This is a genomic window from Streptomyces sp. IBSNAI002 (assembly GCF_052244475.1).
GTDB lineage: Bacteria > Actinomycetota > Actinomycetes > Streptomycetales > Streptomycetaceae > Streptomyces.
The window spans coordinates 106,465-133,441 of sequence record NZ_JBQPXG010000006.1; the positions used below are offsets into that span (position 1 = coordinate 106,465).

Here is a 26,977-nt window from a genome sequence, read left to right on the forward strand (position 1 = left end):
GGAAGCGCCGGGCGGACGGACCCGGGTCCGTCCGCCCGGCGCTCGCCGCCGGGCGCGCGTCGCGTCAGCGCGTGAACCGCAGGGTCAGCAGCTCGAACGGCCGCAGGGACAGGCTCACCGCCCCGCCCTCGACGGCGTACCGCGGGGCGTCCGCCAGCGGGCGTTCGAGGAGGTCCGTCGCCACCGCCGAGGTGACCGGCAGGCCCACCGCGATCGAGGTGCGCGACCGGTCGCCGGCCGCCTCGTACACGCGGACCACGACGTCGCCGGACCCGTCGTCCGCCAGTTTGACCGCGCTGATCACCACGGCGTCGGAGGCCACGGTGAACAGCGGCTCGACCGGTGCGCCGCCGGTGACCCGCCGCTCCGGAAGGTTGATGCGGAAGCCCTCGCGGACCGCGTCGACCACCGACGCGCCCGGCACGAGTGCGTACCGGAAGCGGTGGACGCCCTGGTCCGTCTCCGGGTCCGGGAAGCGCGGGGCGCGCAGCAGCGAGAGGCGCACCGTCGTCGTCGTGCCCCGGTCCGAGGCGCGGACGTCGCGGGTGACGTCGTGGCCGTACGTCGAGTCGTTGACCAGGGCCACGCCCCAGCCCGGCTCCGCGAGGTGCAGGAAGCGGTGGTTGCAGGCCTCGAACTTGGCGGCCTCCCAGCTGGTGTTGGTGTGCGTGGCCCGGTAGAGATGGCCGAACTGCGTCTCGGCGGCGTACCGCTCGGTGTGCACGTCCACCGGGAAGGCGGCCTTGAGGAACTTCTCCGTCTCGTGCCAGTCGACCTCGGTGTCGATGTCGAGTCGCTTCGCGCCGGCGAGCAGGGTGAGCACCTGCGTCACGCGGGACGCGCCGAAGGAGCGGACGACCTGGACGGACACCCGCGCCGCGTCGTGCTGGACGGCCGTCACCGCATCGGCGTCCGTCAGGTCGGTGACGACGTTGCGGTAGAACTCGTCGACGTCCCAGGCGTCCCACATGTTCGGGAAGTCCGGGTGGATCTGGAGGAGGTTGGCCGCCGCGCCCGGGGCGACGGTCTCCCGGGCCGCCTCGATGTCGTAGGCGGACACGACGAGGCCGCGCCCGTCGATCTCGATGCGCAGCAGGCCGTTGTCGAGGACGTGCCCGCCGCCGGGGCGCCCGGTCAGCGTGACCGCACCCACCGAACCGGGCGTCACCGGCAGGTCAGCGCCGCCCGCCGCGACACCGGAGCGCGGGTGCGCGGCCGGGTTGAAGACGAGCTCCCGGTCGCCGGCGCCGGCGAGCGCCCGCTGGGCCGTGTCGATGATGCCGTTGAGGTCCTCGGCCACCGCCGCGTAGGTCTTCTCGGCCTCGCGGTGCACCCATGCGATGGACGACCCGGGCAGGATGTCGTGGAACTGGTGGAGCAGGACCGTCTTCCAGATGCGGTCCAGTTCCTCGTACGGGTAGGGGGCTCCCGTGCGTACGGCGGCCGTCGCCGCCCACAGCTCGGCCTCGCGCAGCAGGTGCTCCGAGCGGCGGTTGCCCTGCTTGGTCTTGGCCTGGCTGGTGAGGGTCGCCCGGTGGAGTTCGAGGTAGAGCTCGCCGACCCACACCGGCGGCTCGGGGTATTCGGCCTGGGCCTTCTCGAAGAACTGTGCGGGGGTCTCCCAGACGACCCGCGCCGAGCCTTCGAGGTCCTTCAGGCGGCGGGCCTTGGCGATCATCTCGCGGGTCGTGCCGCCACCGCCGTCGCCCCAGCCGGTGGGTGCGAGGGAGTGCTTCGCGACTCCCTTGTCCTTGAAGTTGCGTGCGGCGTGGGCGATCTCGCGGCCCAGCATGGAGCAGTTGTAGGTGTCCACCGGGGGGAAGTGCGTGAAGATCCGCGTGCCGTCGATGCCCTCCCAGTCGAAGGTGTGGTGCGGGAACCTGTTGACCTGCGACCACGAGATCTTCTGGGTGAGCAGCCATTTGGAGCCCGCGGCCTTGATGATCTGCGGCAGGCCGGCGGCGAAGCCGAAGGTGTCGGGCAGCCACGCCTCGTCGTTCTCGATGCCGAACTCTTCGATGAAGAAGCGCTTGCCCAGCACGAACTGCCGCGCCATGGCCTCCGAGCCGGGCATGTTCGTGTCGGCTTCCACCCACATGCCGCCGGCCGGCACGAAGCGGCCCTCGGCGACGGCCTTCTTGACCTTCGCGTAGACCTCGGGCCGGTGTTCCTTGATCCAGGCGAACTGCTGTGCCTGGGACATGCCGAAGACGAACTCCGGCTCGCTCTCCAGGAGGCTGGTCATGTTGGACGTCGTACGGGCCACCTTGCGGACCGTCTCGCGCAGCGGCCAGAGCCAGGCCGAGTCGATGTGCGCGTGGCCGACGGCGCTGATCCGGTGCGCGGAGGCGTCGGCGGGGGCCGCCAGGACGCCGGCGAGTTCGGTACGGGCCTTCGCTGCCGTGCCGTTGACGTCCTGGAGGTCGACCGCGTCGAGGCACCGGCCGACGGCGCGCAGCAGCTCCCAGCGGCGGCCGCCCTCGACGGGGAGTTCGTGCATGAGCTCGCCGACGACCTCCAGGTCGACGACGAGCTCCCACACCTCGCGGTCGAAGACCGCGAGGTCCATGCGCACCAGGCGGTACTGCGGCTCGTCGCCCGCCGTCTCCTTGTCGCCGAGGTTCGTCGGACGGAACGGGTCGTCGCCGAGCAGCACCGGGTTGGAGGCGGCCTCCAGGTGCCACTCGACGCGTTCGCCCCCCGATACGGTGTCGGCCGGGCCGCCGACGCGCACCCACTGGTTGCGCGGGTTGATCGCCTTGACCGGTTCGCCGGCCGGCGTGTACACGAGCGCCTCGCACTGGAAGCCGGGCATCCGCTCGTCGAAGCCCAGGTCGAGGACGGCCTCCACGGTCTTGCCCGACCACGCGGGCGGTACTTCCCCGGTGACCTTGAACCAGGTGGTCGCCCACGGAGCTCCCCACGCGTCGCCGACCGCGACCGGTCCGTGCGTCGCGGCCAGGCCCTCGGCGACCGGCACCGGCTCACCGGGGGCGACCCAGGCCTCGACGGTCAGGGGCACCGAATCGGGGTAGACGGCGGGGCGGATGCGCTCGTCGAGCACGCGGGTGAGGCGGGCCTCCACGAGGGCGCGGTCGTCATGCATGGGGGGACTCCATCTTCAGGGGCGGTGTGGGCTGCGGGGGGGTTACCAGGGGTGGGTGACGGTGACCGGTGCCGAGGTCGTGAACAGCTCTCCCACGGCACGCAGCTCGAAGCGGACGGCGCTCTCGCCCGGGGCCGGGGCGAGCCCCTTCACGTACGCCGCGCGGGCACAGGTGCCGGTGAGGAAGCGGCGGGTGCCGTCGGGCAGCAGCCGGTGGAGCTCGTAGTGGCGCACCCGGCCCGGGGAGGGCTGCCAGGAGAGGCGGAACTGGCCGTCGGCCGATGCCGCGTCCACCGTGAGCGCGCCGGGCACGGCCGGCTGTTCGTCGGCGTCCTGCACGAGCAGCCCGCCGAGCCGCCACCGCACGGCGCCGGGTCCGGTGAGGCGCACCGCCAGGGCGTGGATGGTGCCGGTGCCCAGGGAGGAGAGCCTGACGGTGGCCTCGGACCAGCCGGTTCCCGGGGTGCCCGCCGGCAGGAAGGAGTACGCCGCCGGGGCGCCGGCGCCGTCGGGCTCGTGCAGGGCGACGCCGAGCTCGGCCCGCACCGCTCCGGAGACCGCGCGCTGGGCCAGGCGCACGCTGGTCCCGGCGGTCAGGGGGAGCCGGGTGCGGTGCAGTTCGATCACGACCGGCTCGTCCAGGGTGCCGTCGACGAGCACGCTCGAACCGCCCCGCCAGGCGTCGGCGAAGTCCAGCTTCACGGAGGGGCGCGTACCGGTCGTGCGCACGGCCCAGCGCCGGCCGGGCAGCCGGTCCTGCAGACCGAGCTGGTTCCAGGCGGCGTCGGAGCGTGCCACCCCGTCCTCGTACCACTTCAGGCCGTGCCCGGTGTTGAAGGAGCAGCCGAACGGGAGCGCCGAGACGGTGGACCTGTCGGCGATCACCGAGGCGGGGGCCCGCCAGCCGCCGGCGGGGGGCTGCGCGGGGTCGAGGGACTCGCCGGTCCAGAATCGGTCGTCGGCCGCGTGGAACTGTTCCGGGGTGCGGCCGGCGGGCAGCTGGTGGCGGGTCCACTCCGGACGGTAGAAGCCGTACGAGGTGGTGTGCGCGCCGTCGGCGGGGACGATCGCGTCCCAGTCGACGGGCGTGTTCCAGCCCTTGGACTCGACGTCGACGCCGGCCCACAGCTCGTAGCGGCCGCGGCCCAGGTCCTGGGCCAGCCGTCCGGACGTGCCGAGCGGGTCCCCCGGCGCGGACTTCCACCGGAAGTCGACGAACATCGAGTCGGACGTGAGGAAGTAGTCCTGGTTCTCGGCGTTGAGGGCGCCTTGCCAGTGGACCGGGCCGGACCTGGTCATCGCGTCGTACCAGGTGATGCGCAGTCCGCGGGGTTCTCCGAGCCGTTTGAGCTCTTGGAGGAACGCGAGCATGCCCGCGGCGAGGGTATCGTCCGCGCCGTCGGTCTCGGCGTTCACGAACCAGCCGTCGAATCCGTACTCGGTGGCCACCCGCACGAGCTGCTCGGCGATGGGGAAGCGGCCGAAGGTGTCCTTCTGCACCAGGTCGCGGGTCCACTGGAGCTGTCCGCCGTAGGCGGCCGGCGGCAGGAACACGTTGCCGAGGACCGGCACGCCGTTGCGGTGGGCGGCGTCCACGACGGGGGCGTTGGGCGCGAGCACGATCCCTTCGAGGGAGGAGCCGCCCCAGAAGACCAGTTCGTCGATGTAGGCCCAGTGGGTCAGGGCGTAGTAGTCGGCGGTGGCGCCCCCCTGTGCGGGGTTGCCCGCGGTCGGGTCGAAGGAGACCAGGGAGGATATCCGGGCCTGGTCCGTACGGGCCGTGGGGTTGACGGGGACGGGCGTGAAGCGGGGGGCGAGCGGCACCGTCGAGCGGTTGTAGGCCAGATCGCCGTCCGATTCGGGCGTCCACGACTTCAGGGACCGCCAGGTGATGCCGGCGCCGGGCGTGCCGGAGGGCAGCGAGTCCGGGAACCAGTAGGAGGCGTACGGCTGGAGGTCCTGCGCGGCCTTGGGTGCCCGGCCGGCGGCGCGGGCGGGTACGGCGGGGGCGATCAGAGCGGCGGCCGCGGCAGCGGAGCCCAGGACGAGACTGCGGCGGGTGGGGTGTGTGCGGGGCAAAGCGGTCAGCTCCTTCGATGGCTCAGTCGACTTCTTCGGGGGTGACCACCGCAGTGATCCCGCGGGCGGCCAGGTGCTCCGCGTCGTGCGCGTACTCGGCCAGTACCACGGCGGGACGTGCGCCCTGCGCCGTCAGACGGTTCCAGGCCTCGAAGAAGGCGCCGCCGGGCGCGCACGGTTCGCGCCGCGGGGCGGCCACGGTGTCGCCGGTGTCGAGCACGAGGGCGGTGGTACGGGGTGCGGGGGTGTGCGGCCTGGCGCGCCACTGCCCAACGGTCCGGGCGATGGCCTCGCCGGCGGGTTTCACGGACCGCTCGTTGGTCAGCAGGCCCAGGCCGTACTCGAGTTCGGGGAAGTCGGCCAGCTCGCGGGACACGTCGTGCGAGCACCACCAGGTGACGCCCCAGACGTCCGTGCAGTCGAGGGCGTTCGCGATGGTCCGCTCGGTGAAGCGGGCGGCGTGCTCGGCCGGGATGTGCGGTGCGGGCGCGCCGACCTCCTGGAGCCAGACCGGCCGGTGCGGGTCCGTGTGCCAGGCGCGGGCCAGCTCGATGAGGTACGCGGCGTGGTGCTCGGTCGCCACTCCCGTGCGGCCGTGGCGCTGGGCGGTGCCGTTGAAGACCCACGAGTGCACGGCCGTCGCGGCGCCGAGCCGGGCGGCCTGCGCCGGCGTGAAGGGATGTCCGTCCTGGTACCAGGCCGCGTCGTACTCGGCGTGCAGGTGGAACCGTCCCGGTGCGCCCGCCTCGCACGCGGCGAGCATCCGCTCCAGCCAGGTCGCCGCTTGCTGGTGGGTGATGCGGTCCGGGTCGGGGTGGGGGTCGTGCGAGAACTGGTTGATCTCGTTGCCGACGGTCATGCCGAGGAAGTTCGGCCGGTCGGCGAGTGCCGCGGCGAGGGTACGCAGGTACTCCTCCTGGCCGGAGACGACCTCGGGGTCGGAGAAGATGTTGCGCCGGTGCCAGGTCCGCGTCCAGGCGGGCAGGAAGTCGAAGCTGGAGAGGTGGCCCTGGAGGCCGTCGACGTTGACGTCGAGTCCGCGTTCGGCGGCCGCGTCGGTGAGCTGGAGCAGTTGTTCGACGGCCTGCGGCCGGATCAGCGTGCGGTTGGGCTGGAACAGCGGCCACAGCGGGAAGACCCGGATGTGGTCGAGGCCGAGGCCGGCGATCGAGTCGAGGTCGGCGCGTACGGCGTCGATGTCGAAGTCGAGCCAGTGGTGGAACCAGCCCTTGGTGGGGGTGTAGTTCGCGCCGAAGCGGAGGGTGCGGGCGGCGTCGGGCATGGGGTTCCTCGCGTGTGCGTACGGGGTGGGGGCCACCGGCGGCGGCAGGGGTCCAGGGGGTCAGCCCTTGACCGCGCCCTCGCCGACCCCTCGGAAGAAGTAGCGCTGCAGGCAGGCGAACAGCACGATCAGCGGGGCGACGGCGATGATGGTGCCGGCGGCCACGAGGCGCTGGTCGTTGGCGAAGGTGCCGTGCAGGTAGTTCAGGCCGATGGTGAGCGTGAAGTTGGACTGGTCGCTCAGCACGATCAGCGGCCACAGGAAGTCGTCCCACGCACCCATGAAGGCGAAGATCGCGACGACGGCGAGGGTGCCCTTGACCGCGGGGAGCGCGACCTTGGTGAAGCGCTGCCAGGCGTTGGCGCCGTCGACGAAGGCCGCCTCCTCGATCTCGTACGGGATGTTGGAGAAGGCGTTGCGCATCAGGAGCACGTTGAGGGCGCCGATGCAGGCCGGCAGCAGCACGCCGGTGAGCGTGTTGTTGAGCTGGAGGTCCCGCATCGTCATGAACTGGGCGATGATGATCGACTCGACGGGCACCAGCATCGCCATCACGAACGCCACGGCGGCGAACTTGCGGCCGCGGAACCTCAGGCGGGCCAGGGCGTAGCCCGCGAGCGCGGCGCCCACGCAGTTCGTGAGGACGTTCGCGAGCGCCACCCTCAGGGAGTTCAGCGCGAAGTCCCAGACCGGGATGAGGTCGGCGACCTTGGCGTAGTTGGCGAACGTGGGATCGGACGGCAGCAGCTGCGGCGGGTAGCCGTAGATGTCCTCGCCCGGTCCCTTCAGGGAGGTCGACAGCTGCCACAGGAACGGACCGACCATCAGGGCGAACACGGCGAGCAGCAGCAGGTAGCGCAGGGCGAGCTGCCAGACCGGCGGACGGCGGCCGCCCTCGGCGAGGAACTTGTCCTTGACGCTCCTGCGCCTGCGCGCCCCCCGCTTGGCGTCGACGGCCCCGGCGCTCATGCGCTGCCCTCCTTCTTGTCCGCCTTCAGCACGAGCAGCATCAGGCCGAGGGTGATGACGAATACGACGACCGAGATCGCGGACGCGTAGCCCACCCGGCCGGACAGGCCGGTGCCGACCTGTTTGATCAGCATGACGAGGGTGGTGTCCGCGCCGCCGGGGCCGCCGCCCGGGCCGGCCATCAGGTAGACCTCGGAGAAGACCTTGAAGGCGTTGACCGAGGCGAGCGCGCCGACCAGGACCATCGTGGAGCGCACGGCCGGCACGGTGACGGTGACGAAGCGGCGGACCGCGCCGGCCCCGTCCACGGCGCAGGCCTCGTGGAGTTCCTTCGGTACGTTCCCGAGCGAGGCCATGTAGATGATCATGTAGTAGCCCAGGCCCTTCCAGACCGTGACCAGCATGGCGCTGATGAGCAGCAGCCACTGGTCGCTCAGGAAGGCGACGGGCCCGACCCCGATCGCCCCGAGCACGGCGTTGACCAGGCCGCGGTCGTCGAGCATCCAGACCCAGATCAGGCCGACCACGACGACGGAGGCGACGACCGGTGTGTAGAAGGCCGAGCGGAAGAATCCGATGCCCGGCAGGTACTTCTGGACCAGCACCGCGAGCAGCAGCGGCAGGATCACCAGGAGCGGGACGACGCCGACCATGTACAGCAGGCTGTTGCGCAGGCCGGTCCAGAACCTGTCGTCGTGGATCAGCTCCTGGTAGTTGGCTCCGCCGACCCACTGTCCCTCGATGAGCGTGCGTTCGTCGGTGAACGAGCTCGCCAGGGTGGAGAGGAACGGGTAGAGCACGAAGCCGGAGATGATCAGCAGCGCGGGCAGCAGGAACAGCCACGGGGTGGAGGCCAGATGGGTCCGGATGCCCTTGCGCCTCTGCTTCTCGCCGCCGGCCGCGCTCGAGGGGACAGCGGCCGTACCGCGGGGGCCGGCGGGGGCGGCGGGCGGTGCGCTCTCGAGGACCGGGGCGTCCGCGGACGCCGGTGCGGTGGTCATGAGCCGGTTCCCCCGGTCATCGCCGCTCATGCCTGCCGCAGGAGCTTGTCGCACTCGGCGACCGCGTCGTCCATGGCCTGCTTCGCGGACTTCTTGCCCTGCATGGCCTTGGCGACCTCGTTCTTGAGGACCGTCTTCATCTGCTCGGTGAAGACCGCCGGGGTGTAGTTGACGGCGGTCTTCAGGGCCGTGGCGGCGGCCACCCGGACCCGGCCCTCGTCGGTGCCGCCGTCGTCGGTGAAGAACGCGTCGTCGAGGCTGCCCGTGGTCGAGGGGAAGACCGCGACCTCGTGGGCGAACTTCATCTGGTTCTCGGCGTTGGTCACCCAGTGCGCGAAGGCGACGGCGGCCGGCTTCACCTTGGACCGCGCGTTCACCATCAGGCCCTGGACGTACATGTTGTCCTTGCCGGTGTTGTTCACCGCGGGAGTGATGCCGATGTTCTTGTAGAGGCTCGGGGCCTCGTCCTTGTACGTCTTCAGGTCGTTGGCGCCGCCGGGGTTCATGGCGATCGACTGCTGCTGGAACTTGCGGCCGGAGGATTCGGCCACGGCGGTGAGAGCCTGCTTGTCGAGCGCCTTGGCCTCGTACAGCTCCTTGTACTTCTCGACGAGTTCGACGCCCTTGACGTCGTTGAAGGTGAACTTCGTCATTCCGGCGTCCATCAGCGGCACGCCGTACCGGCCGAAGTCCTCGATGGCCGGGGCGCTGGCCAGCATGGCGATCTGGCCGCCGGACCGGTCGGCCATCGCCAAGGCGTCCCGGAACAGCTCGTCGTAGGTGGTCGGAGGCTTCTCGGGGTCGAGGCCGGCGTCCTGGAAGAGCTTCTTGTTGTAGAAGATCGGGCCGGTGGTCAGGTACCAGGGAAAGGCGTACGTCCCCTCCTTGCCCGGCATGGGGTGGCTCTTCCAGGCGCTGTCCAGGTATTCGCCCTTGTAGTCGGCCGCCGCCTCGTCGAGGTTGAGCGCGAGACCGGCCTTGGCCAGGGGGGTCGCGAGGTCCGGGGAGACGTTGACGACGTCCGGCAGGGTGCCGCCGGCGGCGTCGGCGCTGAGCTTGTCGGCGTAGCCCTCGGCCGGCTGGTCGATCCACTCGACCTTGACGTCCGGGTACTTCTTCTCGAAGTCGGCGATGACGCCCTGGAAGTAGCCCTTGAAATTGGTCCGGAGGTTCCAGGTCTGGAACTTGACGGTTCCTTCGATCGCACCGGACGCGTCGTCGCGCGCAGCGCCTCCGGAGCCTGCGCAGGCCGTCATCACGAGGGCTGAGGTGACTGCGATCGCCGTGGCGACAGCCGCTCGACGGGGAATCCGCATGGCCAGGGCTCCTTTACTCAGGGCCGGACAGAAAAACCAAAGTCGCCCGGAAGGCGCAGCAGGATGAAAGGCCTGCTGCGCCGAATATTCGCCTTTCCGTTCCATAGAGTCAATGGGATACCCATATCCAAAGGGCTCGATATTTACGGACCTTGTCCTCTATCGGGCCCGTGAGCTCGCCACTGCGGCGAAAATACCTGCCGAGAGTCCTGCCCGAATAAGGACCAAGGTCCCGGTCGCGGCAGCCCTCCGGAGCTTGTGTCAAGCATCCGACAGGGCTTCACCCGGGGCGGAAGCCAATGAAATGCCCGGGTTGATTGACAGCGAATCAACGGGCGGTAAAACTGATCCACCAATGCGCTTCGATGATTTCGACACCGCGCACTATTGCCCCCAACGCGTGCGGAAGTGGTCAGGAAATGGGCGACGGAGCCACCGGAGTCGACATCACCGGGGTCGGTACTCCCGGACTTTTCACCGGGCCCGAGAACGATCCGCTCCAGGTGGTGCGGATCCAGGTCAGGCGCACCGGTCCGGTGGGCCCGCTCACCGTCCACGTGACCGGAGCCGGCCTCACGACCCCGCGTCCGCGGCTGGAGCGCGCCGACACGGTCGAGGCGTACGCGGGCGTGGACGCGCAGGCCGAACTGGCCGGATCCGGCGGGGACCCGGCGGTCACCTCGGTCGTCGAGGTGGCGGTGCGGGTCACCCCCGGTGCGGTGCCCGGCGACCGGCTGCCGGCGACGGCGCACGTCGGCACGCCGGACGGACTGCCCCTGGCCTCGTACGAGTTCGAGCTGCCGGTCGCCGAGCCGGGCTGGACGCTGCGGCTCGTACCGCACTTCCACTACGACCCCATGTGGTGGAACACGCAGGCCGCCTACACCGCCCTGTGGGACACCCCGCCCCGCGCGGGAGAGGACCCGAAGGGCTGGGAGTACACGGGGGTGCCGGCCTTCACCCTCGTACCGCTGCACCTCCAGCAGGCGCACGACGACCCCTCCTACCGCTTCGTGCTCTCCGAGATCGACTACCTCAAGCCCTTCTGGGACACGCACCCCGAACACCGCGACGCGATACGCGGACTGATCGCGGAAGGCCGTCTGGAGATCGTCGGCGGCACGTACAACGAACCGTCCACCAACCTCACCTCGGCCGAGACGACCGTACGCAGCGCGGTGCACGGGCTCGGCTTCCACCGGGGCGTGCTGGGCGCGGAGCCGCGTACCGCCTGGCAGCTGGACGTCTTCGGGCACGATCCCGGCTTCCCGGCGCTGATGGCCGGCGCGGGCCTCGACTCGGCGGTGCTCGCGCGCGGTCCGCACCACCAGTGGGGTCCCATGATGGACACCTGGGGCGCGGCGCTGCGTCCGCCGACCGCGATGCAGCTGCCGGCCGAGTACGACTGGATCGGTCCGGACGGGTCGGGGCTGCTGCTGCACTATCTGCCCGCCCACTACTCGGCGGGCTGGTTCTCGCACAAGGCCCCGTCCGCCGCGGCCGCGGCCGAGCAGCTCCTCGAGCTGTACGAGCTCCTGCGGGCCGGCGCCGCCACCCGCAACGTCCTCATCCCCATGGGCACCGACTTCTCCTGGCCGCACCCGTGGGGCCTGGACGTCCAGCACGCCTGGAACCGGCGCTACACCTGGCCGCGCGTCGAGCACTCGGGGCCGCGCGAGCACTTCGCCGCGGTCCGGTCGGAGCTGGCCGCCCGCCATGAGCGGCCCCTGCCGGTCACCCGCGAGATGGGCCCGGTGTACACCGGCAAGGACGTCACGTACGCCGATGTGAAGCAGGCGCACCGGGCCGCGGAGTACCTGGTCCAGGAGGCCGAGACCTTCGCCGCGCTCGCGCACGGCCTGGGGCTGCTCGCGTACCCGCGCGACGCGCTGGACAAGGCCTGGCGGCACCTGCTGCACGCGGCCCACCACGACGCGGTGACCGGCACCTTCTCGGACCAGGTGTACCTGGATCTGCTGCCGACCTGGCGGGAGGCGGACGAACTGGCCTCCTCCGTCCGGGAGGAGGCGCTCGGCTCGCTGGGCGCACAGGCCGACACACGGGGTCCCGGCATCGCGGTGACCGTGTTCAACCCGGTGTCGTGGGAGCGGACCGATCTCGTACGCACGCACGTGGATCCGGCGGCGCTCGGTATCGGCGATCCCTCGTTCCTCGCGGTACGCGACGAGGCGGGGGCCCTCGCGCCCGTCCTCGTCGAGCACCTGTCGGACGGCCGGGTCCAGGTGGCCTTCCTCGCCGCCCGCGTGCCGTCGCTCGGGCACCGCACCTGGTGGCTCGTGGCCTCCGACGCTCCGCTGTCCGGCGGCTGGGAGCAGGTGGAAGGCGGACTCTCCGTCTCCAACGAGGCGTTCCGCGTCGAGGCCGACCCCGCGCGCGGCGGCGGTCTGCGCAGCATCATCGAGCTGGGCACCGGCCGCGAGCTGCTCAGCGACGGCGAGGTCGACGAACTCGTCGTGCAGGACGAGTACCCGGCGCATCCCTTCTTCGAGGAGGGCCCCTGGCACCTGCTGCCCAAGGGCCCCGGCACCGGTTCGGGCGACGCGCCGGCGCAGTCCGTGACGGTCGAGCGCGGCCCGCTCGGTGCCCGGATCGTCACCACCGGCCGCACCGGACCGGTCCGCTGGACGCGCACCACCACCCTGTGGCGCGGCCTCGACCGTGTCGATCTCACCACGCGCGTGGACGAGTTCGGCGGCCGCGACCAGCTGGTGCGGCTGCGGATCCCGGCCGACGTGCGCGGAGCGCTGCCCGTCGCCGAGACCGCCACCGCGGCGGTGGGCCGCGGTTTCGCGTTCCCCGAGACGGACGCGGGAGCGGACCACACCCGGGCTCCGTGGACCCTGGACACGCCGTGCCACAACTGGTTCGGGCTGTCCTCGGCCCTGCGGGCCGTGCTGACCGGTCCGGACGGCTCCGAAGCGGGCGTACGGGCGCTGGGCGCGGGCGAGATCGTGCTGCCGGACGCCGGCCTGCCCGGGTACGGGCAGCCCGATCCGTCCGCCGGCGACGGCGGCCCGCACTCCCCCGCCGCCGGTGCGGCGGACCCGCTGCGCGACCTGGTCACCGCGCTCGTGCGGCACGGCGTGACGACGACGCCGACCCGCGCCGGCGGCCCCCGCTGGGGTGATCTCGCGGTCGACAGCAGCCTGCCGGACTTCCGGATCGCCGTCGGCGGGCCCGAGGTCAACTCGTTCACGGCCGCGGTCCTGGCGGACGCCGACCCGGCCTGCGCCGCCGCGGTCCGCGCCGCAGCCGGCCCGCTCGTGTGGGTGCCCGCCGCCGCGCCCCTGCGCGAGGTCTGGCGGCCCGGCTGCGATCTGACCGGGGTCCGGGACCTGCCGGTGGCGGTGCTGGTGGGGGACGACCTGCCGGGCGCGCTCGCGGCGCTCGCCGGCTCGGTCGTGCGCCGGGGGAGCATCGTGGCCGTGTCTCCGGTGGCCGACGAGGACGTCACCGCGGGCGAGTCCGCCGAGGACCGCACGGTCGCACTGCTCGTGCGCGGCACCCCGTCCTGCGCCGTCGACACCCGCGGCCGGCTGCACAGCACCCTCATGAGGTCCTGCACCGGCCGGCCGTCGGGCGAGTGGATGGACCCGCCGCGGCGCACGGCCCCCGACGGGAGTTCCTTCCAGCTCCAGCACTGGACGCACGTCTTCGAGCACGCCCTGGTCTCCTCGGCCGGCGACTGGCGCGCGGCCGACCTGGTGCGCAGGGGGAGGGAGTTCAACCAGCCCCTCAGCGCCGTGACCGGCGCCCCGCACCCCGGTCCGGCCCCCGCCACGCGCAGCCTGCTCGCCGTGGAGCCCGCGCACCGGGTGCTGGTGGAGACCGTGCAGCGCGCGGACGACCGGGCCCTGTCCGTACGGCTGCGCGAGTCCCACGGGCGCGGGGCCGACGCCGTACTCATGTCCGCGCTGGACGTGCGGGAGGTGGGCGCGGCCGACCTCCTCAACGCACCGCGGGCGGCCGGTGAGGATCCGGGGGCGGATGAGGGTCCTGGGGCGGCCGGTGACCCGCTGGCACTGACCGGCAGCGCCTACACCACCGTGCGTCTGACCACCGCCCCGCTGCCGCCTCCCGCCCCGCGACACGCTGACGTGCAGCCGCAGTTCAGCCGCTACTGGCTGCACAACACGGGCACCGCTCCGCTCGGCGACGCCCCGTACTCGCTGACCGTCTCCCCGTCGGCGCTGCCCGCGGGAACGGGGCCCTTGCGGACCTCTGCCGTGCTGACCTGCAATTCCCCCGCCGGGGCGGGCGAAAGCAGGCACCTGGTCGAGGTGCGGCTGCCCGAGGGCTGGGCCTCCTCCTGGACGCGGCAGGAGGTGAGCCTGCCGGCGGGCGGCTGCGTCCGCCTGCCGCTCACCGTCGACGTACCCGGGAACGCGGCCCCCGGGGACCACCTCGTGCAGGTCACGGCGGCCCAGGTCACGGCGGCACGGGCCGGGGCGGCCGTCGAGGACTGCCTGACCGTGAGCGTGCCCGGAGCGGACGGGCCGGCGCCGGGCCTGTCCATCGAGGTGGGCACGCCCGGACTGGACGTGCCCGCCGGGGGCGCCGGGGAGCTCCGGGCCCTCGTACGCAACACCCTCAACAGTCCGCTGCACGGCGAGGCCATCGCCGTGTCCCCGTACGGCACCTGGCGGATGCTTCCGGAGCGGAGCACCGGGCTGCGCGTACCGGCGCGGGGCGAGAGCGAGGTGGTGTTCGCGCTGCGGCCTCCCGCCGACACACCGCCCGGCGAGTACTGGGTCGTGGTCAAGGCGGTGTGCCAGGGCCGCTTCGCCTACGGCCCCGCCGTCGCCGTCCGCGTCGGGCGGCCAGTGGGACGCGAGGGGTGCGCATGACACCGCGCGGCGACCGGCCCCCGCTGCCGCGCCCCGCTGCCCTCCCCTCCTCCCCGCCGAAGACAGGAACCCCACCGGTGACCACCCTCGACCGCCGTCAGCCCGCCCTCGGAGCCACCGCAGCCGCGGAAACCACCGGAAGCGGAACGACCCTCGCTATCGACATCGGCGGTACGAAGATCGCCGGGGCGCTCGTGGCCAACGACGGGACGCTCCTGGTCCGCGCGCGGCGGACCACGCCGCGCGGCACCGGTGCGCGGGAGGTGATGGGCGCGGTCGAGGAGGTCGTCACCGAGCTCGCCCAGGCGCCCGCGTGGGCGTCGGTACGGCGGTGCGGCATCGGCAGTGCCGGTCCGGTCAACGCCGCCCGCGGCACCGTCAGCCCCGTCAACATCACCGCGTGGCGGGAGTTCCCCGTGCTCGCGCGGACCCGCGCCGCCCTGCGCCGCCACGGCGCTGCCGTGCCCGCCGTCCTCGTCGGCGACGGAGTCGCCATGACCGCCGCCGAACACCGGCTGGGTGCCGCACGCGGCCACCGCAACGCGCTGTGCATGGTGGTGTCCACCGGCGTCGGCGGCGGCCTCGTCCTCGACGGCCGCCTCCACCCGGGCGCCACCGGCAACGCGGGGCACATCGGGCACATCAGCGTCGACCTGGACGGCGAGGCGTGCCCCTGCGGCAGCCGCGGATGCGTCGAGACCATCGCCTCCGGCACGTCCATCGCCCGCCACGCGGGCCTGCCCGACGCCGCCGCGGCCGCAGGGGCCGCCCGGGCGGGTGACGCCCGCGCCCTCGCGGCCTTCGACACCGCGGGTCGCGCGCTCGCCGCCGGGATCGCGGCCACCGCCACTCTCGTCGAGATCGACATCGCCGTCATCGGCGGTGGCGTCGCATCGGCGGGTGACCTGTTGTTCGCACCGCTGCGCGCCCATCTGGAGACGTACGCGGCGCTCGACTTCGTGACCCGCCTGGAGATCGCACCGGCCGCGCTCGGCACGGACGCGGGTCTCGTCGGCGCGGCCGCCGCCGCGAGCCAGCTCCTGGCCGCCTGAAGGCCCCGAGGGCACGGGAACCGTCACGACGGCCGGGCTTCATTCCGGCGGCGGCCGTCCCACCGGGGTGCCCGGCACTGCGTCGGCGACGACGAGACAAGGCCAGCGCCTGGTACCCGAGCGCGCCCGGCTGCGCCGCGGGCGAGCCGCTCATTCATGACGCCCTTGTCCGAGCGGCCATTTCCGCCCAGGCACCCGTCGAAAGGGATGGCGGATGAGGGCGGACACCGGATGCCGACGGGAAGCGCCCCATTTCGAGCACGGCTGTCACCCATCACCTGTGATCTGCTCCCTTATGCCGCTCACACATAAAGCTCTCGTACGCGAGCATGTACATGTCCCGAGTCAGCGATCCCTATATGGGCTTCAGCTACGAAAAGCAAGCAGCACGGGGATCGACCAGGCGGGGATGGCTGGGTCACTCACTACGTCCAGTTGCCGTGCTCGTCATGTGAATTCAGAGATCCTTCGTCTCCGCTCCATGGAGGAACCATGTCCCGTCCGAAGAACCACAGGCGAATTGCCGCCGCCATGGCCGCAGCCGCGATCATATCCGGCATGGCGATCAGTCCCGCACTGGCCGCGGGCAGCACCGGCTCGGCGGCGGGCAGCAAGGCACTGCAGTGCCAGGCCGACTTCACCTGGGTGGTCAAGTGGACGGGCAGCCAGTCCGAGTTGCAGCAGGTGGACCTGAGGACCGGCCGGGCGTCCAGGACGATCCAGTTCTCCCAGTCGGCCTACTACGACGCCATGTCATACAACCCGATGGACGGCATGCTGTACGCGATCCAGCAGCCCTTCAACGCCGGCGCGCCTTCCGACAGAAAGATCGTGAAGATCAATCCGAGTGACGGAACGGTAACGCACGTGGCCACGGACCCGGGAATGACCGCCGTGTCCGGCTCGTACCGGATCGGAGCGATGACGTCCGACGGCACCACGATGTACCTGCGGTCGTACGATTCGCCCAAGCTGGTGAGGGTCGACCTCACGAACCCCACTGAGGCATCCGCGTGGAGCACGGTCGATTCCACCCGCTATTCCACCTCGGACTTCGCCGTCAACCCGGTGGACGGACAGCTGTACGGCCAGACCGGAAGCAGCCTCTACCGCATCGACCCGAACACCGGGCTGACGACCGTCCTGGGGAACATCACGGACCCCATTTGGGGCGACCAAGTGTTCGACACCGACGGAAACCTCTACCAGATCGGTTCCCGCGGCCTCGCGTTCAAGATCGATCTCACGAAGAAGGGGAGCGACGGCCTCGCCGTGAAGGGAGCCGAGACGCCCGTCTTCACCGGAGGCGACTCGCGCGACTACGCGGACGCGGCCGGTCTGGTCTGTCCCGCCGCCCCCGGTGTCCCGTTGGTGGAGCCCGGCATCGCCGCCGGTGCCGTCGCCGTCGGCCTGCTCGGCGCCGCCGGCGTCTACCTGCGGCGCCGGTCCGGCGCGCAGTCGGCCTGATCCGTCCCGGCACGGCCGTCGTCCACGGGGACGGGCGCGGCCGGCCTGGGCCGAGGGGATGCACGGCGGGCCAGGCCGGCCGCGGCCAGGGCGAGTCCGGTCAGCAGTGCCAAGGCGGCCGGGAGCGGGGGGAATCGTGGTCCGGGCGGTTCCGCGGTGGCCTCGGCCTGCTCGGCTCCGCCTCCCCCGCCGCCCAGGCCTTCGGCGTCGTACGCGGAGCCGGGGAGCTGCGTCGCGTAGCGTTCGCTGACCTGCCGCTGGTATCCGGCGACGGACAGGCCGGCCGCGGCGCCGAGCCCGTTCCCGGGCGCCCCGTCGAGGGGTTCGACGCGGTCGGTGCCGTGGTTCCAGGCGTACCAGGTGTTCGTCTGCGGCTCGAGGAAGGCCGTACGGTTCGTGCCCGCGGCCCGGGCGTACCGCTCCTCCTCGTCCCCCGAGGCGATGGCCACCACCTGCCAGCGGCCCTGGGCCAGGGCCGTGCGCACCGTCGCGGTGCGGCCGTTCGCGCCGGTCGCCGTCGTCGTGGCGGCATCCGCGCGGGCGGGCGGGGCTCCGGGCAGCCCCCGGACGAAGTCGGGGTTCAGGGTGTGGACGGCCCGGGTTTCGCCGAGGGTGACCGGGCCGGGAGGGGAGTCCTCGTCCGGGGGTGTGCCGTGCCCCGCGGAGCGCAGGCCGTCAGCAGTGAGGAACGCGGTCAGCAGGGCGGCCGTCCCGGGCAGCCGTGCGGGCTCCGACGCCCGGACCAGGTCGACGGCCGGCGCGGTGTGCCCGGACGGAGCGGAGGCGGAGGCGGAGGCGGAGGCGGCCGGTGCGGGCGCCAGGAGCAGGGCCAGCGTCACGGTTGCGGTGACCGGCCGCGGCAGGGTCGTCCTCGGGGCACGGCGCACGGTCACTCCTTCCCTATCTCGTAGAGGGAGTGGGTCCACCGGAAGGTGCCGTTGTCGAGGTAGTAGTCGTGCGAGCCCCAGTTGTAGCGGGTGTAGGAGGGCCACGGGTCCCCCCAGTACATCCAGTCCTTGTCGGCGTCGTAGCCGTAGATGACGTGCATGTGCCCGCCGCCCGACGTCCACAGGACCCGTGTCTCGACGGGCCGTCCGGCGTCGATCTCGGTCTTGACGGTGCCGTAGCGGAGCCAGCCGGTGACGTACGTGCCGGGCGCGATCCCGGCCCAGCGCAGGGCCTTCTGGACGTGGCCCAGGTTGGCCTGGTCGTTGGGGCACTGGGTGCCCTGGCGCCGGTCGAACGCGGCGTTGCAGAAGTCGTTCTGCGAGCGGTCCTTGCCGAGCCGGTGCGCGATCGTCGATCCGGCGGCGGCCCAGCACCAGTTGGTCTTCTCCTGGGCCCGCATCGTGATGTCGATCCGCCGGGGTGCGGCGTGGGCCGTGCCGGCGGCGGCCACCGCGGTCGCGCCCAGCATCGCGGCGGCCAGCACGGTGCCCGTGCGACGGCGGGTACGGGGGCGGGTACGGCGGCGGGTGCGGGGGTTCGTGTCGTTCCCACGGCGCTCGCGCACGTGGTCCTCCTTTCCAGGGGCCCGCGTTTCGGGCCGCGGACCCCCTGGGAGCCGGAACGGAAGGACCCAACGCTACGGACGGAACAGGGAGCGCAGCCCATGACCCGGGAAACGCCGTCTGGCATATGACCGAAACCCGAGGCCCCGCCTCGCCCCCGAACACCCCTCTGTGGCCTGCCGGTCGGGAGCCGGGCCGGGTGACCGCTCGCGGGGCGCCGCAGCCGCGTGGATTGGCGTGACCGTGCGGTTCGGCGGCGCGGCCGGCGGCCGGCGCCGCCGCCGAGGGAGCGAGGAGGTCCGGTCGCCCCGCGCGGGAGGGCCGCACGGCAGTGGGTGCGATCCGGTCAAGAGTCCTGAAATGCCGACGGGGCGCACGGGGCGGAGACGAGACTTCCGGGTATTCGCACCCCTCCCCCTCGCACCGAAGGAGTCCTCATGCCACGCACGCCCGGCATCGACGACACCGCCCCCGGCCCGTCCCGCTCCCTCCCGCGCGTCCTGCACACGGGCCCCTTCCACCTCGCGCTCAGCCATGCGCTCGCGGCCAAGGGCCTGCCTCTCGACCGGGTGCGGCAGCGCGTGGCCTCGTACGGGGTCAGCGTGGGGGTGACCTCCTTGAGCTACTGGCAGCGGGGCATACGGCGGCCCTGTCGTCCCGAGTCCCTCCGTGCCGTGGCCGCGCTGGAGAGGGTCCTCGATCTGCCCGCCGGGGCGCTGACCCGGCTGCTGCCGCCTTCCGCGTCGTCGCCCGTCGCGGCGGGCCGGCCGCCGTCGCGGGCCTACCGCTCGCTGGTCCCGGTGCCGGGGTCGGTGGAGGAGCTGCTGGCCGACCTCGAAGTGCCGCTCGACGGCGGCCTGCACACGCTCGTGCACCACGAGCGGGTGCGGATCGGGCGGCGCGGCCAGCTCCAGGGCCACGATTCGCAGCACGCGGTACGGGCCCACCGCGACGGCGTCGACCGCTACGTGGCGATCCACCACGGCGACCGGGGCTGCGACGCGGCCCGGATGGAGGTGCGGGCGTACGAGAACTGCCGCATCGGCCGCGTCCGCAGGCGGCCGGAGACCGGCGTGGTGGTGGCGGAGCTCCTCTTCGACGCGCAGCTGCGCGTCGGTGACACGCACGTCTTCGCGTACGGGTTCGAGGACGGGACGGCGGACCGCTGCGAGGAGTACGTACGGGGGTTCAGCTACACCGGAGGGCAGTACGTGCTCCAGATCCGCTTCGACGAAGTGGCCCTGCCGCTGCGCTGCCGGCGGTTCAGGCGCGTGCTCCCGGGCGGGGAGCGCACGGAGCTGCGGAACCTGACGGCCAACGGGCGTCACCGCTCGGTGCACCTGATCGAGCCGGGGGTGCGCCGGGGGATCCTGGGGATCTGCTGGGACTGGACCTGAGGGGCGGGGCCCCGCCCCGCCCCGCCCCCGTACCGGCCCTCAGAGCGAGGGAGCGGCGCGGCGGGCGGCCCACTCGTGCAGCGCCGCCGCGCACGCCGGGTCGCAGTGGCGCAGACCGCTCAGGTCCAGGCTGACGGGCAGGTGGGCCGGGACGGCCGCCAGCCCGTCCAGGAGGACGGGCAGCCGCAGGAAAGTGGCGTTGCCCGTGATCCTGACGGTGACGCAATGGCCCGCCACCTGCTGGTCGACCCGGACGGCCGACAGCCGCCAGGCGCAGTGGGCCACCGACAGGGCGAGGCCCGCGAGGACCCCCTCGAACATGCCCGCGGTCACGATCGCGCCCGCCGTGACCAGGAGGATCACCGCCTCGCCGCGGTGTTGCCGCCACAGCCCGCGAAGCCGGTTGAGCGGCAGGAGCCGGACGCCCGCGTGGAGCAGGAGTCCGGCGAGGGCGCACACCGGAACGAGGGTGAGCACGGCGGGTGCGAAGGCGGCGAAGAGCAGCAGCCACAGACCGTGCAGGACCCGGGAGGTCTTGGTGCGCGCCCCGGCCTGGACGTTGGCGGCGCTGCGGACGACGACCGCGGTCAGCGGGAGGGCGCCGAGGAACCCGGCGGCGGCGTTGCCCGCGCCCTGGGCCATGAGTTCCTTGTCGAAGTCGGTGCGCGGCCCGTCGTGGAGGCGGTCGACCGCCGCCGCACCGAAGAGGCTCTCGGCGGAGGCGATGAGGGCGATGGCCAGTACGGTGCCCAGGGCGCCGGCGACCGGCAGGCCGGTCACCGCGCCGAGGTCGGGCAGGTGCACGGCGTCGGACAGGCTGGTGATCTCGACGGTGGCGACGGGGAGTTCGAAGGCGAGCCGGACGACCACGGCCAGGGAGACGGCCGCCAGCGCGGCCGGGACGGCCCCCGGCCGGCCGGGCAGCTTCGGCCAGAGGGCCATGACGGCGATGACGAGGACGGCGAGGAGCAGCGAGGCACGGGCCACGGGGGAGGTGAGGGCGTGTCCGGCGAGCGTGGGAAGGGCGCCGATCCGGTCCAGGGCGGAGCCGGGGGCGGTGGTGCCCGCCGCCGCGTACAGCTGAACGAGCACGATGACGAGCCCGATGCCGGCGAGCATGCCCTCGACCACCGCGTACGAGATCGCCCTGAACCAGCCGCCGCAGCGCAGTGCTCCCAGCAGGATCTGGAGTACTCCCGCGGCGAGCACGAGGGGGCCGAGGGCGGCCAGGCCGTAGGTGTGGACGGCGTCGGCGACCAGCACGGTCAGGCCTGCGGCCGGGCCGCTGACCTGGAGGCTGCTGCCGGGCAGGAGTCCGGTGAGCAGGCCGCCGACGATCCCCGTGACCAGGCCGAGTTCGGCGGGAACTCCGGAGGCTGCGGCCACGCCGACGCAGAGCGGGACGGCGATGAGGAAGACGACGGCCGAGGCGGCAACGTCGTGCCCTGCGCGGGTGAGCAGCCCGGCACGGCGGGCTTCGTACCCGCCGCCGGGCCGCCCGGCGGCGGGTGCGCGCCGCGGGTCGGGGCGGGAGGGGGCGGTCCGCTCGCGGTCCGCCGCGCCGGACGGGCTCCTCACAGCGCCTCGAAGGTGCTCGCGCCCGGTACCCGGGCCGCCAGGGTCTGGCCGGTCTCGACGGTGTAGTACCAGGCGTGCAGCCGCAGTTGCCCGGCGCGGACCCGGCGCTCGACCCACGGGTAGGTCCGCAGGTGCTCGAGCTGGGTCAGGACGTGCCGCTGGGCGGCCCCGGCGAGGTGTTCGTCCGCCGGGCCGGGCGGTAACGGGCCTTCGGCCGGCCGCCGGTAACCGGCTGCCGCCGCCAGCCAGCGGTGCAGCAGAGGCAGGTCCGCGCCGGGGCGCCGCCGGAGAAGGCAGCGCACGGCGGCGCAGTGGGAGTGGCCGCAGACGATGAGGTCGGGCAGGCGGAGCTGCTCCACGGCGAACTCCAGGCTGGCGGCGACGGCGCACACCGCGTGGCGCCGGTACGGGGGAACGACGTTGCCTGCGGTGCGGAGTTCGAAGAGCTCCCCCGGACGGGCTCCGGTGATCAGGGACGGGACGACGCGGGCGTCCGAGCAGGTGACGAGTGCGGCCAGCGGCCTGTGTTCACGGGCCAGGGAGGCCAGGGCCTGCGGGTGGGCGGAGTTCCGGGCGGCGAAGCCGCGGACGTGGTCGGTGAAAGGCTGCACATGTGCCTCGGGGGTCGGGTACGGGTACGGGGCCGGGGCGCGGACACGCGTTGCCGGTCGTGGTGTTCCGTGTCGTCAGGAGCGCTGCGGGCAGCGGTGGTCAGTGGTCGCCGGCCGGTTCGGGGCCGGTGTCCGGGCCGGCCCCGGAGACGGGGTGCGGGGCGGACGGCGCGTTGGCGAGGTGGTCGAGACAGGTGTGCAGGGCGACGACCGCCCTGGCGGAGTTCCGCGCGCCGGCGAGGGTGCCGGGTGCGGGATGCCCTGTCGTCCGCAGCACCTGGGCGACGGCGTGCTCCACCCGCTGGCGGGCCGGGTCGGGGCACACCCGGGCCGCGCACCGGTCGTGGACTTCGGCGGCGATGACGTGCACGTGGTGGTCCAGCTGGAGCTGGATCTGCTGGTAGTCGGCCAGGTCCAGCCGGTCCCCCGGGAGGCTGAGCACCGCCACGGCGAGCGCGTGGTGTGCGGCCCGGTCCAGGGGCAGCACGGCGTCGGTCATGCCGGGACACTCGTTTCGTCCGGTGCGGTCGTGATCGTGCATGGGCCTCCTTCGCTCGGTGGCTTGCCCCGCCGACCGAGCTTCCGCCGCGCGCCGGACCGGGGTCAACGGGCCCGGCCCGCCGCGGACGAGAGGTGTGAACGCGACGGGCCGGGTGTGAACGCGGACCGTCCGGGCAGGGCAGCGGGAGCGCGGGGCAGGGCGCCCGGGTCCGTGGGCGAGGAGTGAACGTTCCCGGCACGGCCCGGCCGTCCGCGCGGTCGCGGCACGGGTGCGGCGGGGTCGGCCGGAGGCGCCGCGAACGCGCGGAGGCCCCGGGCCCGCTCTCCGAGGGAAGGGCGGGCCCGGGGCCGGACCGGAAGGTGCGCGCGAACGCGCCCGGGTCAGAGGCGGGGCAGCAGCGAGCGGCAGAAGGCGAACGGCATCCACGGGGCCGAGGCCGAGGAGAACGCGGCGGTCGCGGTGGCGAGGGCGCCGGGGCGGTGGGCGCGGACCCGGCCGGCGGCGGCGAGTTCCGTGAAGGTGACCCCGCCGAGATAGGCCGACCCGAGGGCGGCGGCGTCCAGCGAGAGGTCGGGGGCGTCGTGGGTGCGGGTGCACACGGCCCCCTCGCCGTCCCCGGTGAGCCGCCAGCGGCCCTGGTTCCAGGGGGCGAATCCGTCCCCGACCTCCAGCACCATGTCGATCGCCGCGGCGTACGTGCGTGCGCACAGGGCGCGGGGGAGGTCCACCAGCCGGACGTACAGGCTGTCCAGGACCGTGGGCGTGCAGTGGCGGACGTCCGACACGAGGTGGAGGAGGGCTTCGTCGGCGGGGCGGTTGGGGGCGATCACGCGCGAGGTGAGGTCGGTCTCCAGGATGAACCGCCACAGGGCGGCGTACGCGCGGGGGTCCTCGGCCTCGATGTCCCGGACCCGGACGGTCCCCTCGGCCGTGTTCGTCCTGGACCACTCGACGGCGACCGAATAGCGGGCGTACCCGACGACCTTGCCGTCCACCCGGGCGATGACGCACTCCACCGGGGAGGAGCCCTCGCGCCACGCCGGCGGGTCGAGGAGCGGTACGAGCTCCCAGCCGTTCTCGCGCGCCATCATCCCGGGGCGCTGCGGCAGCAGGCGGGCATAGAGCTCCTCGCACGCGTCGAGGGCCTTGTACGGGTCCTCCAGGGACAGCTCGACCTCGTCGCTGTCGACGGGCGGCGTGGCGAGGCGGACGCGACGCGATGCGATGTCGAGGGAGAGCTGACGGGCCGCCATGCCGTAGCCGAAGCGTCCGTAGATCGGGGCTTCGGAGGCGGTCAGGACGGCCAGCGGCTCGCCCGCGCGCTGCAGCGCGTCGATCTGCTGCCGCATCAGGGCGGTGAGGACGCCCCGGCGCCGGCGCACCGCCTGGACGCTGACCATGCTCACGCCGGCGGTGTCCACGCTCCGTCCGCCGGGGACGGACATGCGGAAGGAGAAGACTCCCGCGGTGCCCACGATGGCACCGCGCTCACGCACGAGCAGGCAGCGCCGCGGCTCTCCGAGGCTCCCCCACAGGGCGGTGACCTCGTCGGGCTCGGGCTCGTGGAAGGCGCCGAGCACCGCCGCGTAGAAGGGCTGCCACTGGTCGGGGGGCAGGGCCTGCACGTCCCAGTCGGGCAGCTGGCAGCCGTGCGTGACGAGTTCGCCGGTGGGTGACATCTTCGGCACCTTCCTGATCTTCCGGTGGTTTCCGCCCATCTCTAGCAACCGGAATCGGGTGTTCAAAGAGGGCGGGACGCCTTCACGCCACCCGGCGATGCCATGGATTGCGCCAGAACAACTCCAAGTTGCCCTGGACATCGAAGAGACGACCCTCGGTTCAACCATCGATTCAAGCGACGGGCGGTCCGGTTCTTTGGCCTGATGTGCGCCGGACGCTCAGATGACCACGACCGCGTCGGGACCCGAGTCCGGCTCGAAGCGGATGACGACCGACTTGTACGCCGGGGTGTTGCTGATGTCCGACGTGTGGTCGAGCGGGACCAGCACCGTGGCCTCCGGCATGTAGGCCGCGGCGCAGCCGCGCGCGGTCGGGTAGGCGACGACCTTGAAGTGGGCGGCCCTGCGCACGCGGCCGTCGGGCCATTCGGAGACCAGGTCGGTGTAGGCGCCCTCGGCGAGGCCGAGGCCCTCGATGTCCGCCGGGCTGACCAGGACGACGCGGCGGCCGTCGTGGACCCCGCGGTAGCGGTCGTCGAGGCCGTAGACGGTGGTGTTGTACTGGTCGTGCGAGCGCAGCGTCTGGAGCAGCAGCCGGCCTTCGGGGATGTGCGGGACGACCATGTCGTTGACGGTGAAGTTGGCCTTGCCGGTGTGCGTGGGGAACGTGCGGGTGTCGCGCGGTGCGTGCGGCAGGGCGAAGCCGCCGGGCTCGCGGACGCGGGCGTTGAAGTCCTCGAAGCCGGGTACGACGCGTGCGATGCGCTCGCGCAGGCGGTCGAGGTCGACGCCGAACTCCTCCCAGGGCACGTCGTCGCCGGGGCCGAGGGCGGCGCGGGCCATGGCGCAGACGATGGACGTCTCCGAGCGGAGCTCCGGCTCGCCCTTCAGCCGTCCGCGCGAGGCGTGGACCAGGCCCATGGAGTCCTCGACGGTCACGAACTGCGGGCCCGCCGCGGTGCGGTCCTCGTCCGAGCGGCCGAGCGTCGGCAGGATCAGGGCGCGCGTGCCGGTGACCAGGTGCGAGCGGTTGAGCTTGGTGGAGATCTGCACGGTGAGGGCGCAGCGGCGTACCGCGTCCTCGGTCACGGGGGTGTCGGGGGCGGCGGCCACGAAGTTGCCGCCCATGCCGACGAAGATCCCCACCTTGCCGTCGCGCATGGCCTTGATCGCGTTGACCGAGTCGTAGCCGTGCCGGCGGGGGGAGGTGAACCGGAACTCCTCGTCGAGCGCCGCGTGGAACGCCTCGGGCATCCGCTCGAAGATGCCCATCGTGCGGTCGCCCTGGACGTTGGAGTGGCCGCGTACGGGGCAGACGCCGGCGCCGGGGCGGCCGACGTTCCCGCGCAGCAGGAGGAAGTCGACGACCTCGCGCAGGGTGGGGACGGAGTGCTTGTGCTGGGTGAGTCCCAGCGCCCAGCACACGATGACGCTCTTGGACTCCAGGACCATCCGCGCGGCCCGCTCGATCCGTTCGCGGGGCAGTCCGGTGGCGGTGAGGACGTCGTCCCAGGCGGTGGTGCGGGCGTCCTTCTCCCACGCCTCGAAGCCGAGGGTGTGCTCCTCGATGAAGGCCCGGTCCAAGACGGTGCCGGGGGCCGCGTCCTCGGCCTCCAGGAGCAGCAGGTTCAGGGCCCGGAACAGGGCCAGGTCGCCGCCGGCCCGGATCTGCAGGAACAGGTCGGCGAGCTTGGTGCCAGAGCCGACGACGCCCCGCGGGCGCTGCGGGTTCTTGAAGCGTTCCAGGCCCGCTTCGGGCAGCGGGTTGACGCTGATGATCCTGCCGCCGTTGTCCTTCGTCTGCTCCAGGGCGGCCATCATCCGGGGGTGGTTGGTGCCCGGGTTCTGGCCGGCGACGATCACCAGGTCGGCGTGGTGGATGTCCTCCAGGGAGACGCTGCCCTTGCCGACGCCGAGGGTCTCGACCAGGGCCGATCCGGTGGACTCGTGGCACATGTTGGCGCAGTCGGGCAGGTTGTTGGTGCCCAGACGGCGGGCGAAGAGCTGGAGCGCGAAGGCCGGCTCGTTCGGGGTGCGTCCGGAGGTGTAGAAGACGGCCTCGTCGGGTGAGCCGAGGGCGGCGAACTCCTCGCCGATGATCTCGAAGGCCCGTTCCCAGCCGACGGGCGCGTAGTGGGTGGCGCCTTCCTCGAGCAGCATGGGACGGGTGAGGCGGCCCTGCTGCCCCAGCCAGTACCCGGAGCGGCCCAGCAGGTCGGCGACGGCGTGCCGGGCGAAGAACTCGGGCGTGACCCGGCGGCGGGTGGCCTCCTCGGCCACGGCCTTCGCGCCGTTCTCGCAGAACTCCGCCTTGTGGATCTTGTCCTCTTCGGGCCACGCGCAGCCCGGGCAGTCGAAACCGTCGGGCTGGTTGACCCGCAGCAGGGCGCGGGCCCCGCGTACGACGCCCATCTGCCGCTGCGCCATCCGCATCGCGTTGGTCACCGCGTGCACGCCCACCGCGTGGTGCCGGGGCGGGGTGATGCGTGGGCTGTCCTGGACGGGATCGGGCCCGGGCGCGCGGCCGGTCATGGTGCTGCTCCTCTGGTGTCGGCGCTG

18 protein-coding genes are annotated in these 26,977 nt (G+C 72.8%); 5 read left to right on the top strand and 13 right to left on the bottom strand.

The genetic code is table 11. From position 1 onward, the window contains the following. Positions 1-64: 64 nt before the first annotated feature. From ACTVZO_RS43765 to ACTVZO_RS43790, 6 genes are read right to left on the bottom strand one after another with little or no spacing between them, the layout of a single operon-like run. Positions 65-3,106: an alpha-mannosidase gene (locus ACTVZO_RS43765; protein ID WP_443304165.1), complete on the bottom strand. Its 3,042-nt coding sequence runs from the start codon at positions 3,104-3,106 to the stop codon at positions 65-67. Between the two features lie 42 nt (positions 3,107-3,148). After that, positions 3,149-5,194 (bottom strand): endo-beta-N-acetylglucosaminidase, encoded by a 2,046-nt coding sequence (locus tag ACTVZO_RS43770; protein ID WP_443304439.1) that lies wholly within the window; start codon positions 5,192-5,194, stop codon positions 3,149-3,151. A gap of 13 nt (positions 5,195-5,207) precedes the next feature. Then, complete coding sequence (locus tag ACTVZO_RS43775; protein WP_443304166.1) at positions 5,208-6,467, bottom strand: glycoside hydrolase 5 family protein; 1,260 nt, start codon at positions 6,465-6,467, stop codon at positions 5,208-5,210. Between the two features lie 60 nt (positions 6,468-6,527). Further along, the gene (locus tag ACTVZO_RS43780) at positions 6,528-7,436 is read right to left on the bottom strand and encodes a carbohydrate ABC transporter permease (protein WP_443304167.1); all 909 of its coding nucleotides are present in this window, start codon (positions 7,434-7,436) and stop codon (positions 6,528-6,530) included. Continuing rightward, on the bottom strand, positions 7,433-8,437 hold the full coding sequence (locus tag ACTVZO_RS43785; protein WP_443304168.1) for a carbohydrate ABC transporter permease: 1,005 nt from the start codon (positions 8,435-8,437) through the stop codon (positions 7,433-7,435). The genes ACTVZO_RS43780 and ACTVZO_RS43785 overlap by 4 nt, the downstream gene beginning before the upstream one ends. 26 nt (positions 8,438-8,463) lie before the next feature. Then, positions 8,464-9,753, bottom strand: a complete 1,290-nt coding sequence (locus ACTVZO_RS43790) for an ABC transporter substrate-binding protein (protein ID WP_443304169.1) — start codon at positions 9,751-9,753, stop codon at positions 8,464-8,466. 419 nt (positions 9,754-10,172) lie between these two features. Here ACTVZO_RS43790 and ACTVZO_RS43795 point away from each other — a divergent pair, with 419 nt between their 5' ends. The 3 genes from ACTVZO_RS43795 (at position 10,173) to ACTVZO_RS43805 (ending at position 17,140) form a co-directional block, all read left to right on the top strand. Next, positions 10,173-14,621, top strand: a complete 4,449-nt coding sequence (locus ACTVZO_RS43795; protein ID WP_443304170.1) for a glycoside hydrolase family 38 N-terminal domain-containing protein — start codon at positions 10,173-10,175, stop codon at positions 14,619-14,621. A 158-nt stretch (positions 14,622-14,779) separates the two neighbouring features. Continuing rightward, the gene (locus ACTVZO_RS43800) at positions 14,780-15,673 is read left to right on the top strand and encodes an ROK family protein (RefSeq protein WP_443304440.1); all 894 of its coding nucleotides are present in this window, start codon (positions 14,780-14,782) and stop codon (positions 15,671-15,673) included. 558 nt (positions 15,674-16,231) lie between these two features. After that, on the top strand, positions 16,232-17,140 hold the full coding sequence (locus tag ACTVZO_RS43805) for a DUF6923 family protein (protein WP_443304171.1): 909 nt from the start codon (positions 16,232-16,234) through the stop codon (positions 17,138-17,140). Here ACTVZO_RS43805 and ACTVZO_RS43810 read toward each other — a convergent pair. Both ACTVZO_RS43810 and ACTVZO_RS43815 read right to left on the bottom strand, forming a co-directional pair. After that, positions 17,104-18,027, bottom strand: coding sequence for a hypothetical protein (locus tag ACTVZO_RS43810; protein ID WP_443304172.1), 924 nt, complete (start codon positions 18,025-18,027; stop codon positions 17,104-17,106). The two genes, ACTVZO_RS43805 and ACTVZO_RS43810, sit on opposite strands and share 37 nt — an antisense overlap. A gap of 2 nt (positions 18,028-18,029) precedes the next feature. Beyond that, positions 18,030-18,557: a papain-like cysteine protease family protein gene (locus tag ACTVZO_RS43815; protein ID WP_443304441.1), complete on the bottom strand. Its 528-nt coding sequence runs from the start codon at positions 18,555-18,557 to the stop codon at positions 18,030-18,032. Between the two features lie 531 nt (positions 18,558-19,088). On the opposite strand from ACTVZO_RS43815, the gene ACTVZO_RS43820 reads away from it, so the two are divergent. After that, positions 19,089-20,048: a hypothetical protein gene (locus ACTVZO_RS43820; protein WP_443304173.1), complete on the top strand. Its 960-nt coding sequence runs from the start codon at positions 19,089-19,091 to the stop codon at positions 20,046-20,048. A gap of 39 nt (positions 20,049-20,087) precedes the next feature. On the opposite strand, the gene ACTVZO_RS43825 is transcribed toward ACTVZO_RS43820, so the two are convergent. The 4 genes from ACTVZO_RS43825 to ACTVZO_RS43840 all read right to left on the bottom strand — a co-directional run bounded on the left by ACTVZO_RS43825 (position 20,088) and on the right by ACTVZO_RS43840 (position 24,418). Continuing rightward, the gene (locus tag ACTVZO_RS43825; RefSeq protein ID WP_443304442.1) at positions 20,088-21,509 is read right to left on the bottom strand and encodes a SulP family inorganic anion transporter; all 1,422 of its coding nucleotides are present in this window, start codon (positions 21,507-21,509) and stop codon (positions 20,088-20,090) included. Positions 21,510-21,622: 113 nt separating this feature from the next. Then, positions 21,623-22,237, bottom strand: a complete 615-nt coding sequence (locus tag ACTVZO_RS43830; protein ID WP_443304174.1) for a carbonic anhydrase — start codon at positions 22,235-22,237, stop codon at positions 21,623-21,625. Between the two features lie 100 nt (positions 22,238-22,337). Then, on the bottom strand, positions 22,338-22,736 hold the full coding sequence (locus ACTVZO_RS43835; protein ID WP_443304175.1) for a restriction endonuclease: 399 nt from the start codon (positions 22,734-22,736) through the stop codon (positions 22,338-22,340). Positions 22,737-23,119: 383 nt separating this feature from the next. Beyond that, the gene (locus ACTVZO_RS43840) at positions 23,120-24,418 is read right to left on the bottom strand and encodes a GNAT family N-acetyltransferase (protein WP_443304176.1); all 1,299 of its coding nucleotides are present in this window, start codon (positions 24,416-24,418) and stop codon (positions 23,120-23,122) included. Here ACTVZO_RS43840 and ACTVZO_RS43845 point away from each other — a divergent pair. Continuing rightward, positions 24,408-24,623 (top strand): hypothetical protein, encoded by a 216-nt coding sequence (locus ACTVZO_RS43845; protein WP_443304177.1) that lies wholly within the window; start codon positions 24,408-24,410, stop codon positions 24,621-24,623. The two genes, ACTVZO_RS43840 and ACTVZO_RS43845, sit on opposite strands and share 11 nt — an antisense overlap. A gap of 14 nt (positions 24,624-24,637) precedes the next feature. Here the strand turns inward: ACTVZO_RS43845 and ACTVZO_RS43850 are convergent, their stop codons facing one another. Then, positions 24,638-26,950 carry an FdhF/YdeP family oxidoreductase gene (locus ACTVZO_RS43850; RefSeq protein ID WP_443304178.1) on the bottom strand — a complete coding sequence of 771 codons (2,313 nt, stop codon included), beginning with the start codon at positions 26,948-26,950 and terminating at the stop codon, positions 24,638-24,640. Between the last annotated feature and the right edge of the window lie 27 nt (positions 26,951-26,977).

Excerpts from the sequence above, each read along its gene's own strand:
- ACTVZO_RS43805 (WP_443304171.1), top strand. The coding sequence starts at position 16,232 with ATGGCGATCAGTCCCGCACTGGCCGCGGGCAGCACCGGCTCGGCGGCG.
- ACTVZO_RS43790 (WP_443304169.1), bottom strand. The coding sequence starts at position 9,753 with ATGCGGATTCCCCGTCGAGCGGCTGTCGCCACGGCGATCGCAGTCACC.
- ACTVZO_RS43765 (WP_443304165.1), bottom strand. The coding sequence starts at position 3,106 with ATGCATGACGACCGCGCCCTCGTGGAGGCCCGCCTCACCCGCGTGCTC.
- ACTVZO_RS43835 (WP_443304175.1), bottom strand. The coding sequence starts at position 22,736 with ATGACCGACGCCGTGCTGCCCCTGGACCGGGCCGCACACCACGCGCTC.
- ACTVZO_RS43840 (WP_443304176.1), bottom strand. The coding sequence starts at position 24,418 with ATGTCACCCACCGGCGAACTCGTCACGCACGGCTGCCAGCTGCCCGAC.
- ACTVZO_RS43775 (WP_443304166.1), bottom strand. The coding sequence starts at position 6,467 with ATGCCCGACGCCGCCCGCACCCTCCGCTTCGGCGCGAACTACACCCCC.
- ACTVZO_RS43850 (WP_443304178.1), bottom strand. The coding sequence starts at position 26,950 with ATGACCGGCCGCGCGCCCGGGCCCGATCCCGTCCAGGACAGCCCACGC.
- ACTVZO_RS43780 (WP_443304167.1), bottom strand. The coding sequence starts at position 7,436 with ATGAGCGCCGGGGCCGTCGACGCCAAGCGGGGGGCGCGCAGGCGCAGG.
- ACTVZO_RS43820 (WP_443304173.1), top strand. The coding sequence starts at position 19,089 with ATGCCACGCACGCCCGGCATCGACGACACCGCCCCCGGCCCGTCCCGC.
- ACTVZO_RS43795 (WP_443304170.1), top strand. The coding sequence starts at position 10,173 with ATGGGCGACGGAGCCACCGGAGTCGACATCACCGGGGTCGGTACTCCC.
- ACTVZO_RS43815 (WP_443304441.1), bottom strand. The coding sequence starts at position 18,557 with ATGCTGGGCGCGACCGCGGTGGCCGCCGCCGGCACGGCCCACGCCGCA.
- ACTVZO_RS43785 (WP_443304168.1), bottom strand. The coding sequence starts at position 8,437 with ATGACCACCGCACCGGCGTCCGCGGACGCCCCGGTCCTCGAGAGCGCA.